The organism is Gracilibacillus ureilyticus, assembly GCF_900111195.1.
GTDB lineage: Bacteria > Bacillota > Bacilli > Bacillales > Amphibacillaceae > Gracilibacillus > Gracilibacillus ureilyticus.
In genome coordinates, this window is sequence record NZ_FOGL01000027.1 from 17,272 (window position 1) to 30,435 (window position 13,164).

A 13,164-nucleotide genomic window follows, 5' to 3' on the forward strand; every position below is an offset into this window, starting at 1 on the left:
TCTATTTCCCTTCCTCTTTTCATGAGATGCAGTAAAGACGTACTTTTATTATAATCTAAATGGCAGAGGTTAAAAACCAAAGCGATACAGCAAGTTAGTCTGAGTATTTCCGAAGAATCAATGTATAAGAAGGTTATCTTTAGAAGAACACGCAAATTACATTCCACTGCCTGCATGTGTTGTAAGATAAAAAGAGAGTACAAAGTCATATCAGTAATTGTTCTTTCTTCTTTATAAGCTAACTAAAGCCCTTTTGTCATCATGCTTGTCCAACTATTCTAAGGTTTATTACATAACCATCAAACAGTTGCACTATTTCCATATGTTCATATATTTTTTACTATACTTTTTGTCGTCCACTGTATCAATTAAATCTAAAGCCGTTTGTTTGATTGATTCATCATTTAAATGGTCATATAAATTTCGCATGTTTTGGAGGATGTCATTACGAATTAATGTGTAATTTTTTTCCTCTGTTCCGTCTTTAAAACGTTCGATCATGTATTCCATTACCATATCTTTTTGAGGTGTACCGGCAATTCCAACTTTCCATATAGATTGGAGACTGTGCCTTGCTGTTACAAATTTACCGTCTTTGGTGACCTCCCACAACTTAGGGAAGTCCTCCATTATTCGCATATCTGGGTCGCTTTTAGCTAAATTAGCTAAATACTGTGCTGCCCGTGAGCGTTGATGGTTATCTTTATGAGTTAAGTCATTTAACAGTTGATCCCATACATCATAAGCCCAATCTACTTTTTGTTCCGTTACTTTTAAAATATGTTGATATGCTTCATATCGCTCATCTTTATCCCCAGTTTTTGATTTTTCAAATTCCACTTGCATTTGATCATCCATTTTAACACCACCTAATTTGAATATGGGTTACTCAGCATTCGCTGCTTATTAGGAAGTTACTGCTGTATCAACTGAATCAGGTTGCCACAGGTATCGTCGAAGACTGCTATTGTGATATTGTCCATTTCTGTCGGCTTCATCGTAAACTTTACGCCCTTTTCCACTAATCTTTCGTATTCTTTATGAATATCTTCAACGCCAAACATGGTTACTGGTATGCCATCTGTAAATAACTTCTGTTGATATTCTTTGGCGGCAGGGTGTTCATTCGGTTCAAGTAAAAGCTCCGTTCCCTCTTTATGATCGGGAGAGACAAGCGTTATCCATCTGTATTCTCCTGCCGGAACGTCATGCTTCTTAACAAATCCCAAAGTTTCAGAATAAAATGATAGTGCCTTGTCCTGATCCTCTACGAAAATACTTGTAACAATAATTTTCAAAATTAATTCCTCCTTGAAAGTTTGGCTGGTGTTCTAAATATCTAGCGTAATAAGGCAGCCTAAGATGTTAAAACTTTTCGGTGTAATTAGTCTACCCAATTATTCAGCAAATCCTTAAGTGGCTCATTGTTGAAAAGAAGAACTCGGTATCTCCCCTTTCTTATTGATTTAACAAGCCCGGCATCTTCCAAAGCCGCAAGATGTTTTGCAATCGCTTGTCGTGAAATGGATAGCTCGTGCTTCATAATGAGACGTGTTGTAAGTTCATACAATGTGAGTTCGTTACGTTCAGTTAGCTCGTCTAATATAAGCCGTCTAGTCGAATCACTAAGTGCTTTGAAAATTGCATCAGTATCTTTGTTCATATGTTGATTATATGCAACGTTATAATTGCATGTAAAGTTTGAGCAACTAAAAGGTTGTATAACATCAATTATTTAGGGCATATTAGCTCTTTATGTTTAATACAGGGTAAAAGTGGAAAAAGAATTCTGTAACTTCATAACAGAAGGAGGAATTTTTTATGAAATCATTAGAACAAGCTCTTAAACATAAAGTAGGTCTTGGAACCGCGCCATTAGGTAATATGTTCAGAGATGTTCCTGAAGAGGAAGCGCAGGAAACGATACAAACTGCATGGGATCAGGGAATTCGCTATTTTGATACAGCCCCTTTTTATGGAGCCGGGTTAGCTGAAATACGTCTGGGCAAGGCGTTAGCGAATTATGATCGCGATGAATATTTAATTGGAACAAAAGTCGGGCGATATATTACTGATGAAAAAGTAGATAAAGATGAAGGCATATTCCAGGATGGACGTCAGAACAAGGTCGTTACCGATTATACAGAGGAAGCAACGATAAAATCAATTGAACAAAGTTTGGAACGATTAAAAACAGATCGTCTGGATATCGTTTATGTTCATGATCTATCTCCAGATTTCCATGGCGATGAATGGTTTGCAAAATTTGAAGAGGCAAGAAATGGAGCATTTCGTGTCCTGAGTCGCCTTCGTGAAGAAGGTGTGATTAAATCCTGGGGGCTTGGTGTAAATACAACCGAACCGATTGAATTAGTGATGGACATGGAAGAATTTCAGCCAGATGTATGCTTATCTGCTACCCAATATACCCTCCTGCAGCATGAGCATGCATTACAGCGTATGATGCCGAAAGCTGCTGAAAAAGGTGTGGATATTATTGTAGGCGGCCCATATAATTCAGGTGTGTTACTTGGAGGAGATTATTTTAATTATGCAAAAGCGGATGCTGATATTAAAAATAAAGTGAAACAGCTAGAAGAAGTTGCTGCAAGTCATAATGTCAGTTTGAAAGCAGCGGCTTTACAATTTTCGACTGCACATCCAGCTGTGAAAGCTGTAATTCCGGGATCTACTCGCCCAGAACATAATAAACAGGACGTCGAAATGATTAAAAAGGATATCCCGCAAGCTTTCTGGAGCGAATTAGTGGACAAAAGATTCATTTCACCACATGCTCCATTACCTTAGAAAATGAATATTTTCAATGGATAACTGTATTTTGTTGCAAAAGAACCATGCTGGTTAGTAAATCAGTATGGTTCATTTTTATGTTAGCCTAGCACCATCGAGTCTATTCATCTCAGGCCACTACTCACATACAATAACCTGCCTGGAGAAAAGTGCCTTTACCCCTTTATTAGCAACACATCGATCGACTATTGCGAAACCAGCGCCCAAGATCATTTCATCCATGTCTTCGATTGTCAGAATCACTACTTTGTCCGCTATTCTCCTAGCATGTTTGATGATAGAGAACTGCTCTTCCCTTGAAACTTTGGAATATAGATTGTAAGGCATATCAATAATTGCCACATCATAATGACCATCTTCTTCGGCAATGTCTTTTACCTTCACTGTTCCGTCATAGTTAAAATATTTAATATTTTCCCGCGCACCTTTAACAGCTAATGGATTGCGGTCAGAGCCAGCAATCTGAATCCCCATCGAGAGTGCCTCGACAAGTACTGTACCTATTCCGCAGCAGGGATCGATAACAAGGACTCCAGAAGGGTCTGGTACTGCTATATTGACAACAGATCTGGCCAAACGTGCGCTTAATGCTGTTGAGTATTCATGCGGTTTCTTTAAATGATGCAGCCATACGGAATCACTTTCCTCATATGGGCCGAAGTACCAGCGTCCTTTAAACGGTACAATCCCAAAAAGGATATCAGGGTTTTTCATTTTTGCCTTTCCAATAATATTCCAGCCGACTTCCTTTTCAATTACCCGCTGTTCTGTAAATTCAATTTTCTGCTCATTAGACAAGTCATTAATTTTTATATAAAGTACTTTAAAAGTTTGATCTCCAAGCTTAATTTGGTGAACCTGCTCAGCGATTTCCTGAATAGATTCGCCTGTGAAAAGAACGGAGAGCTTCCCCTTTATAAATGGGCTCCGACTTGGATCGATATTTTTGCTGCTTATAATAATATTTTCGGCTTCTTCTCCAAAGAGAGCTCTTTGCTCTAATGCACAGAGCGATTTTTCTTCAAGCCCACGTGTGTATGTATACAGGTATTCTGATGAATATAAGTTAAGTTTTATCATGTTATGGTTATTAACCTTTCTTTGATTACTAATGAAATACTATTAAACCCATTATACCTTAAAACAACTCAGATACCGGACCAGGAGCAATTTTTTGAGTAAAAGCAGCCTGTCATTAGTTTGTGACACATGGGACATGGAGCCGTCCGGAATCTGAGAAGAAGTTTCCCTATCTAATTTTCTAAAATATCCCTCCTAAATGGTATAATTATTTTCAAGCGATTTAAAAAGTGGGGAAAAATACTTCGGTCAATCTGCAACGGTTTAGATGAAATACCACATTACCATCCATGATCAAACTCCCGCTGACCGTATAGCAAGCTGCTGTGCCATAATAAGTTTTAAAAAAATTACGAGGAGAGTTATATATGATGAAAAATACTGCTTTGTCATGGAGGAAAGTGTTGAATGACGAGAAAATACATACTATTACCGGTGATGTCAGGGTGATTGAAGCATTTCCGATTCCCCAGCTACAGACAGAGCGTAGAGTATGGATCTATTTGCCGAGAAGGTATAATGAAGGAGAACGCAGATATCCAGTCCTGTATATGCATGATGGACAAAATGTGTTCGATCAGGCAACTTCTTGGGGAAGCGAGTGGGGCGTCGATGAAACGTTGGAGCAATTAACAACCGATGACACTAAGCTGGAGTCTATCGTTGTCGCTATTGATAGTGGAGGCGACCAGCGTAATAATGAATATAACTTTACGATTAACTCGGAATATGGTTTCGGCGGAAAAGGTGAAGCATATACTGAATTCGTTGCGGAGACACTTAAGCCGTATATTGACACATATTACCGAACCCTCCCTGAACCGGCAAATACAATGATTGCTGGAAGCTCGTTCGGTGCATATATTTCGCTTTACACTGCCATTCGTTATCCCGATCTGTTTGGTAAGGTGGGAAGTTTTTCGTTCGTTATGTGGCAGGATAATGGAGCGATCCTTCAACTGATTAAGCAGTCGGCTATATCTCCTGCACTACGTATATACTTGAGCATCGGAGGGAAGGAGACCGATAATCCGGACTTTAACAGGACTGCTAATGAACATGTTATGCAGGTACGTCAGACACTGATTGAAGCAGGTGTGGCGAAAGGCCAAATACGATTCGATTATATACCCGAGGGAACGCACCACGAATCTACATGGGGGCCATTATTTTCTGAAGTTTATCGCTGGCTGCTCTTCTCGTAATATATCATTGAGGATGCTAAGACAGAAAAGCAGTGGCTCAAATTAGGAGCGATCTGATTAACTTGATAAGTAGTAATATCCTTTTCTTGCATAATAGATGAAAGTAGGTTATATTTATTTTAGAACATACGTTCGTAAATATAATAAAGGAGGAGGATTATGTATCATACTGCGCTCGTTCTTCATGAAGATTCGCGGAAGTATTTATCGCACGATCAGTTATTTAAACAATTAATTGGCACATTTTTTGAAGAGTTTCTTGAATTATTTTTCCCGGATGTTCACCGCTCCATCGATTTTTCTGAAGTTAAGCCATTGTCAGAGGAGTTGTTCACAGATTTGCTTGAAGGATACCATAAGAAAGTAGATATGGTATTCGAAGCTAAGTTAAAAGGAGAAGAAACACTGATTATCATCCATGTAGAGCCTCAAAGCTACAGACAGGATTTTTTTCATCAACGTATGTATCAATACTTCAGCCTGTTGTATAATAGGTATAGAAAACCTGTATTGCCCATCGCCCTTTTCACATATGACTACATTCGTAATGAACCCAACCAATTTACTATTAAATTTCCATTCTTCCATGTCTTAACCTTTTCATTTCTAAAAGTAGAATTAAAGAAACTCAATTGGCGCACTTTCCTAAAGTCTAATAACCCAGTAGCTGCCGCTTTAATAAGTAAGATGGGTTATCAAAAGTCAGAAGAACTAGATGTCAAGCGTGCCTTCCTAAGGATGTTAGTAAGACTTAATACAACCGCTGCAAAAGCAGAGTTAGTCAATGGTTTTTTTGAAGCATATTTACCAATTACTGTACAGGAGGAGGAAATAATCGTGAAAGATATGCAGGAATTCACACCAGAAGAGTTAGCCTTCATTCGTAGCTTACCAAATTCTTGGCGGGATAGAGGATTGGAAGAAGGAAGGAAACAAGGTATAAAAGAGGGCAGAGAAGAGGGAAGAGAAGAAGGAAGAGAAGAGGGAAGAGAAAAAGGAAGGGAAGAAGGAATAGCGAGTACAACTATCCGTTTGATTAAGAAATTTGTAGGCCCTTTACCTGATGATTTAAAACAGCAAATTTACAAGCAGAGCATCCCGGTGTTAGAGAATATAATTGACCATATAGATCAAATTGACACGATAGATGAAGTGAAAGATTACCTGGACGATTGTGAATAGAAGCGAAGGATATATACAGTGCGAACAAATATTATGATACCTTGTTTGCACTGTTAGCGATGCTCTAAAACCTTTAATTTCTACAATAAATTCTTTAACTTACCTGGTTTTTATGTTTAATGATGTCTGCTAAAATTTAGCCAATAGAAAAGAAAGCGTTTTCTAAGAAGGCAACATGACTAAAAAGGTGGAGGTTTGAGAATGGGACAAACAAATAAATTGGCACATCGAATGGCAAGGAAAACCATCAAACTTGTTGATAAATCAGGGAATCCTATTGCAGGAAAGAAAGTTGAAATGAAGCAGACCAATCATCAATTTTTATTTGGATGCGGAATTTTTGACGTAATCGATGTTGCGAACAAAAATGTGCCTGCAGACAGACTTGCATTTCAGGAAGAAAAGCTAGACAAGTTTTTAGATGTATTTAATGCTGGGACATTACCTTTTTATTGGGGCAGGTTCGAACCCGAAAAAGGTAAACCGCAAACAAATGAGTTAAAGGCAGCAGCACAGTGGTTAAAAGAAAGAAATATTAGTGTAAAAGGGCATCCGCTTTGCTGGCATACGGTAACGGCTCCGTGGCTTCTCGATATGAGCAATGAAGAAATCTTGAAAGCCCAGTTTGACAGGATTGAAAGGGATGTTACAGATTTCAAAGGGCTTATTGATATGTGGGATGTTATTAATGAAGTTGTCATTATGCCGATTTTTGATAAGTATGATAATGGTATTACAAGAATAAGTAAAGATCTCGGCCGTGTCGGTATCATAAAAGAAATGTTTGCGAAGACACGTGAACATAATCCAGATGCGACTTTATTATTGAATGACTTCAATACATCAATTAACTATGAGATATTAATTGATGGATGTTTAAACGCTGGTATCCAAATTGATGCGATTGGTATTCAGTCCCACCAGCATCAGGGGTATTGGGGACGTGAAAAATTGGAAGAAGTATTAGAACGATTCTCGCATTTTGGTATTCCGATTCACTTTACAGAAAATACGTTGACCTCTGGACACATCATGCCACCGGAAATAGAGGATTTAAATGATTATCAGATTCCAGATTGGCCTTCCACCCCAGAATTTGAAGATCGCCAGGCAAAAGAAGTAGAAGAGATGTACTCTATTTTGTTTGAACACCCACTTGTAGAAGCAATTACAACATGGTCCTTCAGTGATGATGGTGCATGGCTTGGAGCTCCAGCAGGATTTGTAAGGAAAGACAACAGCACGAAACCATCTTATGAAGTATTAAAGAAACTGATTAAAGGTGATTGGTATACAAATAAACAAACCCAAACAGATGACAATGGTATGGTATCACTGGAAGGCTTCCTGGGAGAGTATGAACTTTTATGTGATGGGAAGAAGGTAAGCTTTATTTTAGATAAGAGCGAAGAAATTTTACAGTTGGTGTGTGAGACAGGGGAACATGTTTCTTCTATATAACCAATTTACCTTCAAATAACATATTTGCTCTCAGCATAGAGAAAAGGAATGATGAAATAAATCATTCCTTTTTTGTTTCGGAAAAATCCTCACGATAAATATACTTTCATAAATTCATCTTCAAATTTGTGTAAAAGGAACCAAATTAATATGTTCAAACGCCGCATATCTCGCTATACTAGTATTTAATGAAAACTAAACCAATACCGCAATTACCTTATGGTAAAAGAATACGTGGATTTAAGAGTGAAAAGGAGTCTGCAAGATGACAGGTTTTATATTAAATTGTGAAACTGGGAAAAGCGGGACATTACCGCCGATATCCCTAAGTTTAAATGAATCATCTACGACTGCAATTTATAGTGATACAGATATGCAGGCTGAATTGATCGATGCCATTCAACAAAATAGAAATATCACCGTGTTTAATCGGAAGGAAGGATTATATGATCGTTTGACAGTAATGGATAATGTCACTTTCTATCATAAATGGTTCGGTTGTTCGGTACCGTTGCCTGAAATTCTCGTCAGTTTTGAACTGCAGATGTGTGCCAAAAAACCTTTAAAAAAATGCTCGCAGTCAGAAATGTCACGTGTCTATTATGCAAAATATTTTATGATGAATCCACATCCGATGGTATTCCAGGAACCGATTCATGGTGTAGATATCAAGACGATTAATACCTTTATCAATATGCTGAAAAAAGTCGCAGACAACCAAACACCGGCACTTATTTTAGTATCGAATATGGAACATGCTCTGCTTCTTAGTGATATCACCTATAAGCTGCAGGAAAAAGGACTGCAGGAAATGGAAGTGGATACCGGTGAAAAAGATGAAATTATACCTGAGACCGAACCAGCTTCTACTTTAACAACAGCTAAGTTATTCAAGATCCCTGCAAAGATAGAAGATAAAGTCATTTTATTCGATCCGATGGAAATTGATTATATTGAAAGCCAGGATGGAAAAGCAAGGATTGTGATCAATCATGAATCATTTTCATTGGACTCGACACTTGCAGAAATAGAAAAGAAATTAGAAGTTTATGGATTTTATCGCTGCCACCGATCCTACATAGTCAATTTGCAAAAAGTACGGGAAATCATTACATGGTCGAAAAATACATACTCACTTCGAATGGATAACCCGGCCAAGTCCACCATTCCATTATCACGGACAAAAATACAAGGTATTCAGGATATGTTTAACCTGAAATAGGTACACTTCGGCTTTTATCTGCTAAAAACCGCTGTTTAGAAGGATTATTTCAAGTGAAAACAGGTACATTTCAGTCTTTATTTAGTACATCTCGCCTTGATCTTACTGCAGACACAGACAATCTGGTATACGATAAGCTCAGAACATTAAAGGAGGAGTTCAATTGGAACATGCAATTAAAGTTACTGGGCTTAGAAAGGTATTTGGTAACCATACGGCCATTGAAGATATCAGTTTCGATGTAAAGCCAGGGGAAATTTTTGGTCTGCTTGGACCAAGTGGTTCAGGTAAAACTACAACTATAAAAATCTTAACAGGTGAGCTTGGACAATCAGCAGGGGAAGTAAGTGTATTAGATACAAATGCCGGGTCATTTGGAACAGCTGATTTTAAATCAAGAATTGGAATTTTATCTGATAATAGTTCGTTGTATGAGCGTCTTACCGTATATGATAATTTGAAATTGTTTTGTAAGTTATATGATGCCCCACTGGACCGAATTGATGTCATGCTGGAAGAAGTAAATTTAAAAGAGGCACGCAGCAAGGTCGTGTCAAAGTTGTCAAAAGGGATGAAGCAGCGTGTTCTGCTGGCAAAAGCACTTATTCACCAGCCTGAACTCGTATTTTTAGATGAACCTACTTCCGCTTTAGACCCGGGAAATGCTGCACATATCCAACGTGGGCTTCAGAAACTGAATGAAGCCGGAACGACGATTTTTATAACGACACACGATATGGAGGAAGCAACCGAATTGTGTGATCGGGTAGCCTTTTTAAACAACGGGAAAATTCAGGAGCTGGGCAGCCCGGATGCGCTTCGTTATAAATATTCGACACATGCCTTTCATGTGGAAACATTTAACGGGGAATGGCTGGTAATTGAAAACAAGACAGAGAATGCGGATAAAATAAGGGATTTAATTGCCAGTGGGCAGGTAAAAGCCATTCATTCGGACAATCCCACACTTGGGCAGATATTTTTAAAAGTAACCGGGAAGGAGCTTGTATAATGAATACACAGCGTATAGGTGCCATTTTTGAAAAAGACTTAAAAGATTTTATGAAGAATATGATGCTTTTGACGATGCCAATCATTCCTATTATACTATCGTTAATTTACAGTCGTCTGGGCGGGGATGAAGGGTTGCCTGTTCCAATGTTATATTTAATTGTCGGTGTCGCTTTTTCTTCTGTAACAGCAAGTAGCATGATGACAATGATGGCAGAGGAAAATGAAAAAAAGACATTACGAGGGCTGATGATGTCACCTGCCTCTTTTATGGATATTATTATTGGTAAAAGCCTTGTAGTCGGACTTATGACTCTTATAGCATTAACGCTTTCTCTATTGTTCATTGGCATTGAACCATTTTTGAAAATACAAGTAATCATTGGATTAGTTTTATTATTCCTATTCTTTTTATTCCTTGGTATTGGGATTGGTTTATTCACAAAGTCAGTTGCTGCGACGTCTGCTTATCTAATGCCAGTCATGTTTCTATTTGGATTCACTCCAATGATGGGTTTCCTTGGTCTTGAAGAGGATAGTATCGTCATTAAAATAGCGGATCTTTTCCCACTTATGCAGTTAATCAACATGCATGAAACAGAATCATGGATGTCAATGGGGGTTGTGGCAATATGGACACTTGCTGCAGCAATATTCACATATATCTGCTTTAAGAAGGAAAGAACGGATGATTGATCGTCTCCGTTTAGATCATGGATCGATCTGCTTAAAAAAAGCAACTGCTTATAATAACAGTTGCTTTTCCTCTATGTTACGATTGTCGTAATCTCTCAATTCGCTCCTCTAATGGCGGATGCGAAGAAAAAAGTGAAACAGCATTTCCTTTGTTGCTGATTTTCATCGTTTGAATCGCGGAGTCATCCGTATTATCATTAAGTCGAGCACGATCCACATATGCTTTTAATGATTCCAGAGCATGTGCCATCTTGTCACGACCTGCAAGAGCTGCCCCGCCTTTGTCGGCATGGTACTCCCGATGTCTCGAATAGGCGCTAACAACAAGGCTTCCTAGGATGGAGAATAAAATCTGGAAGATAATAATTGCTGCGAATCGTACAATTCCCTCAATTTCTGAGCGGACAAAACGGGATACAATCGTTGCTGCAATCCTTGACAAGAAGACAACAAATGTGTTGATAATACCTTGAAGCAATGTCATTGTTACCATGTCACCATTTGTAATATGGGCAACTTCATGGGCAATAACCCCTTCAACCGCATCATCATCCATTGTGTCCAGCAATCCTTGTGAGACAGCCACTAATGAACGCTTTTTAGTTGGACCTGTCGCAAAGGCATTAACTTCTCCTGATGCGTAAATTCCAACCTGAGGTGTATGTGCTAAGCCAGCAGCACGTGATAAACGTTCTACTTTCTCATATACTATCCTTTCTTGTTCAGAAGCTGGATTTGCTGGATCAATCACTTTAATTTTCATCATCCATTTTGCCATCATTCTTGACATGGCTAATGAGATGAAGGCACCAGTGAACCCGATAATGATACTAAGAACCATTAATGTTATGTAGTCAATTCCTAAACCTGGGCCGCCTGTATAATAGGACCCTCCAATGTCAGTAAAGTGACTGATGATCGACCAAATAATGGCGACAGTAGTCATAACCAGAATGTTGGTCAATAAAAATAGAAGTACTCGTTTCCCCATTGTTTTACCCTCCATAAACTATTTTCGGTTAGCGATCTATACATATATAACGCTAAGTATTTGATAAATATAACTATACCATAATTTACTATTTGTTGGGATATAATGCAGTGTCTAACCTAAAAATCCTACTTACTCCCTAGTGGGTGGGAGAATAGTAATAAAGAATGAAGTGTAATTGATTAAAAGAACAGTGGCTGCTTGTGATATTTTCTTTTCCAAAAGTAAGTAGATAAAGCAGGCTTACCTTTCAAGCCTGCTTTGAATCTATTTCCTATACTCTTTCTCTGTACCGTTGCTAAATTGAATATCCAGTTCAACATTTTGCGCTTCTTCCGGAATGTTAAATGCTTGCGTCACTGTATTTAAAATCTCTTCATCTGATGTGTTTTCATCAAAGTCAAAGGAAGAAAATATACTATCAAGCTCTTCCATTGCTGCATCACCATTTAGATCGATATCTTGTGACTTATCTTGATAAGATGCTTCCATTTGGTCATCCTGTTCATTTTCATAGTCGACATCTAGTGTATCATTTGTATCCTGAAAATCTGCTTCAAGATCAAATGTTGTAAAAGGATATCCAGTGTCTGTATTGGCTTCTGTATCGTTAGTCGTGTTATTGTTGTTTTCCTCTGCTTGTTGCTGATTGTCATCTGGATTATTTTGTGGAGGGTTTTCCACCTCATCATTATCTCCACAAGCAACAAGTAATAGAAAAAAAATTATCGAACTGCCTATCGAAAGTAATCCTCGTTTCATACTATTCATCGCTCCTTTTCCTTTAAGTGATTTTTATTATTCCCAGCAGGGCAAAAATATAAACAACTTAACTGGATATAACGGAGTAAACCACCTTAACTTAACTAGAAATAAAAAGGAACAGTATCAGATTACTAAAAACAATTCAGGAAATCTTATTTTCTATTTGACCCAAACGTTTCCGTGCCGATCTCCTTTCCGGGCTAACCGGGATATGCTCCATGGCTTTTGCTAATCCGTATTGCGGCATATTTCCGTAAAAGGATTCATATTGTCCCTTTTTTACCACATACGTTTCATGGTAAATCCCCACTGCCGTATTATCACCAACTTTTTGATTAAAGTTTTTCCAGGCTTTTAAGTGATTGTTCCCTTTTGCATAGGCAAGCAAGTCATCCGTTGAGTGCCAGTATTGAATCATTACTGTAGTGCGCAGTCCGAAAAAGCTCTCCATTGAAAGAAATCCTAGTTCCTCCTTGTTCGTATAGAGTTCTCTAATCATTGGTGGCATGGCAGTGAAAACAGGGCCCCATTTATGGATAGCCCATCGCTGGTTAATACGCATTCCGATGATAAAAACAACCAGGTCTTTTTCATTTTCCGTCGTAAATCTACCGCTGAATATTTTCTTGCTCACTTTTATCTCCTCCTCGTATAGTGTATTTAAGAACATAAAATTGCTCTTAGAAAATTGAATAATAAAGTTACATGAATACCTTTTGCTTGGATACTGCGTGATGTCC

Annotated in this window: 14 protein-coding genes; 7 read left to right on the forward strand and 7 right to left on the reverse strand. The window is 38.2% G+C overall.

The features are described 5' to 3' along the window. Positions 1-312 precede the first annotated feature (312 nt). From BMW36_RS19080 to BMW36_RS19090, 3 genes are all read right to left on the reverse strand, one after another. Positions 313-858 carry a hypothetical protein gene (locus BMW36_RS19080; protein WP_089744112.1) on the reverse strand — a complete coding sequence of 182 codons (546 nt, stop codon included), beginning with the start codon at positions 856-858 and terminating at the stop codon, positions 313-315. 56 nt (positions 859-914) lie between these two features. Beyond that, positions 915-1,298, reverse strand: a complete 384-nt coding sequence (locus tag BMW36_RS19085; RefSeq protein WP_089744115.1) for a VOC family protein — start codon at positions 1,296-1,298, stop codon at positions 915-917. Positions 1,299-1,384: 86 nt separating this feature from the next. Then, a complete protein-coding gene (locus BMW36_RS19090; protein WP_089744117.1) occupies positions 1,385-1,663 on the reverse strand; it encodes an ArsR/SmtB family transcription factor in 279 nt (92 codons plus the stop codon). A 158-nt stretch (positions 1,664-1,821) separates the two neighbouring features. Between BMW36_RS19090 and BMW36_RS19095 the strand changes: the two genes are divergently transcribed. Then, positions 1,822-2,808, forward strand: coding sequence for an aldo/keto reductase (locus BMW36_RS19095; RefSeq protein ID WP_089744119.1), 987 nt, complete (start codon positions 1,822-1,824; stop codon positions 2,806-2,808). Between the two features lie 120 nt (positions 2,809-2,928). Here BMW36_RS19095 and BMW36_RS19100 read toward each other — a convergent pair whose 3' ends face one another. Then, complete coding sequence (locus tag BMW36_RS19100; RefSeq protein WP_089744121.1) at positions 2,929-3,891, reverse strand: TRM11 family SAM-dependent methyltransferase; 963 nt, start codon at positions 3,889-3,891, stop codon at positions 2,929-2,931. 368 nt (positions 3,892-4,259) lie between these two features. Here BMW36_RS19100 and BMW36_RS19105 point away from each other — a divergent pair, with 368 nt between their 5' ends. From BMW36_RS19105 to BMW36_RS19130, 6 genes are all read left to right on the forward strand, one after another. Further along, positions 4,260-5,096 carry an alpha/beta hydrolase gene (locus BMW36_RS19105; RefSeq protein WP_089744123.1) on the forward strand — a complete coding sequence of 279 codons (837 nt, stop codon included), beginning with the start codon at positions 4,260-4,262 and terminating at the stop codon, positions 5,094-5,096. Positions 5,097-5,255: 159 nt separating this feature from the next. Next, complete coding sequence (locus BMW36_RS19110; protein ID WP_089744125.1) at positions 5,256-6,278, forward strand: Rpn family recombination-promoting nuclease/putative transposase; 1,023 nt, start codon at positions 5,256-5,258, stop codon at positions 6,276-6,278. Between the two features lie 201 nt (positions 6,279-6,479). Further along, positions 6,480-7,739: an endo-1,4-beta-xylanase gene (locus tag BMW36_RS19115; protein WP_089744127.1), complete on the forward strand. Its 1,260-nt coding sequence runs from the start codon at positions 6,480-6,482 to the stop codon at positions 7,737-7,739. A gap of 265 nt (positions 7,740-8,004) precedes the next feature. Further along, entirely contained in the window at positions 8,005-8,961 is a 957-nt protein-coding gene (locus tag BMW36_RS19120; RefSeq protein WP_089744128.1) for a LytTR family transcriptional regulator DNA-binding domain-containing protein, read from the forward strand. A 163-nt stretch (positions 8,962-9,124) separates the two neighbouring features. After that, on the forward strand, positions 9,125-9,973 hold the full coding sequence (locus tag BMW36_RS19125; RefSeq protein ID WP_089744130.1) for an ABC transporter ATP-binding protein: 849 nt from the start codon (positions 9,125-9,127) through the stop codon (positions 9,971-9,973). Next, positions 9,973-10,668 (forward strand): ABC transporter permease, encoded by a 696-nt coding sequence (locus BMW36_RS19130; RefSeq protein WP_089744132.1) that lies wholly within the window; start codon positions 9,973-9,975, stop codon positions 10,666-10,668. Before BMW36_RS19125 ends, BMW36_RS19130 begins: the two co-directional genes overlap by 1 nt. A 76-nt stretch (positions 10,669-10,744) precedes the next feature. On the opposite strand, the gene htpX is transcribed toward BMW36_RS19130, so the two are convergent. The 3 genes from htpX to BMW36_RS19145 all read right to left on the reverse strand — a co-directional run bounded on the left by htpX (position 10,745) and on the right by BMW36_RS19145 (position 13,058). Beyond that, positions 10,745-11,659, reverse strand: coding sequence for a protease HtpX (gene htpX / locus BMW36_RS19135; RefSeq protein ID WP_089744134.1), 915 nt, complete (start codon positions 11,657-11,659; stop codon positions 10,745-10,747). A 267-nt stretch (positions 11,660-11,926) separates the two neighbouring features. Continuing rightward, positions 11,927-12,421 (reverse strand): YusW family protein, encoded by a 495-nt coding sequence (locus BMW36_RS19140; protein ID WP_175480526.1) that lies wholly within the window; start codon positions 12,419-12,421, stop codon positions 11,927-11,929. Positions 12,422-12,566: 145 nt separating this feature from the next. Further along, entirely contained in the window at positions 12,567-13,058 is a 492-nt protein-coding gene (locus BMW36_RS19145; RefSeq protein ID WP_089744138.1) for a DUF4188 domain-containing protein, read from the reverse strand. Positions 13,059-13,164: the final 106 nt, after the last annotated feature.

What these genes read in the sequence shown, in the direction of transcription:
- BMW36_RS19080 (WP_089744112.1), bottom strand. Translation starts at nt 858, where the DNA reads ATGGATGATCAAATGCAAGTGGAATTTGAAAAATCAAAAACTGGGGAT.
- BMW36_RS19090 (WP_089744117.1), bottom strand. Translation starts at nt 1,663, where the DNA reads ATGAACAAAGATACTGATGCAATTTTCAAAGCACTTAGTGATTCGACT.
- BMW36_RS19095 (WP_089744119.1), top strand. Translation starts at nt 1,822, where the DNA reads ATGAAATCATTAGAACAAGCTCTTAAACATAAAGTAGGTCTTGGAACC.
- BMW36_RS19100 (WP_089744121.1), bottom strand. Translation starts at nt 3,891, where the DNA reads ATGATAAAACTTAACTTATATTCATCAGAATACCTGTATACATACACA.
- BMW36_RS19105 (WP_089744123.1), top strand. Translation starts at nt 4,260, where the DNA reads ATGATGAAAAATACTGCTTTGTCATGGAGGAAAGTGTTGAATGACGAG.
- BMW36_RS19110 (WP_089744125.1), top strand. Translation starts at nt 5,256, where the DNA reads ATGTATCATACTGCGCTCGTTCTTCATGAAGATTCGCGGAAGTATTTA.
- BMW36_RS19115 (WP_089744127.1), top strand. Translation starts at nt 6,480, where the DNA reads ATGGGACAAACAAATAAATTGGCACATCGAATGGCAAGGAAAACCATC.
- BMW36_RS19120 (WP_089744128.1), top strand. Translation starts at nt 8,005, where the DNA reads ATGACAGGTTTTATATTAAATTGTGAAACTGGGAAAAGCGGGACATTA.
- BMW36_RS19130 (WP_089744132.1), top strand. Translation starts at nt 9,973, where the DNA reads ATGAATACACAGCGTATAGGTGCCATTTTTGAAAAAGACTTAAAAGAT.
- htpX (WP_089744134.1), bottom strand. Translation starts at nt 11,659, where the DNA reads ATGGGGAAACGAGTACTTCTATTTTTATTGACCAACATTCTGGTTATG.
- BMW36_RS19140 (WP_175480526.1), bottom strand. Translation starts at nt 12,421, where the DNA reads ATGAAACGAGGATTACTTTCGATAGGCAGTTCGATAATTTTTTTTCTA.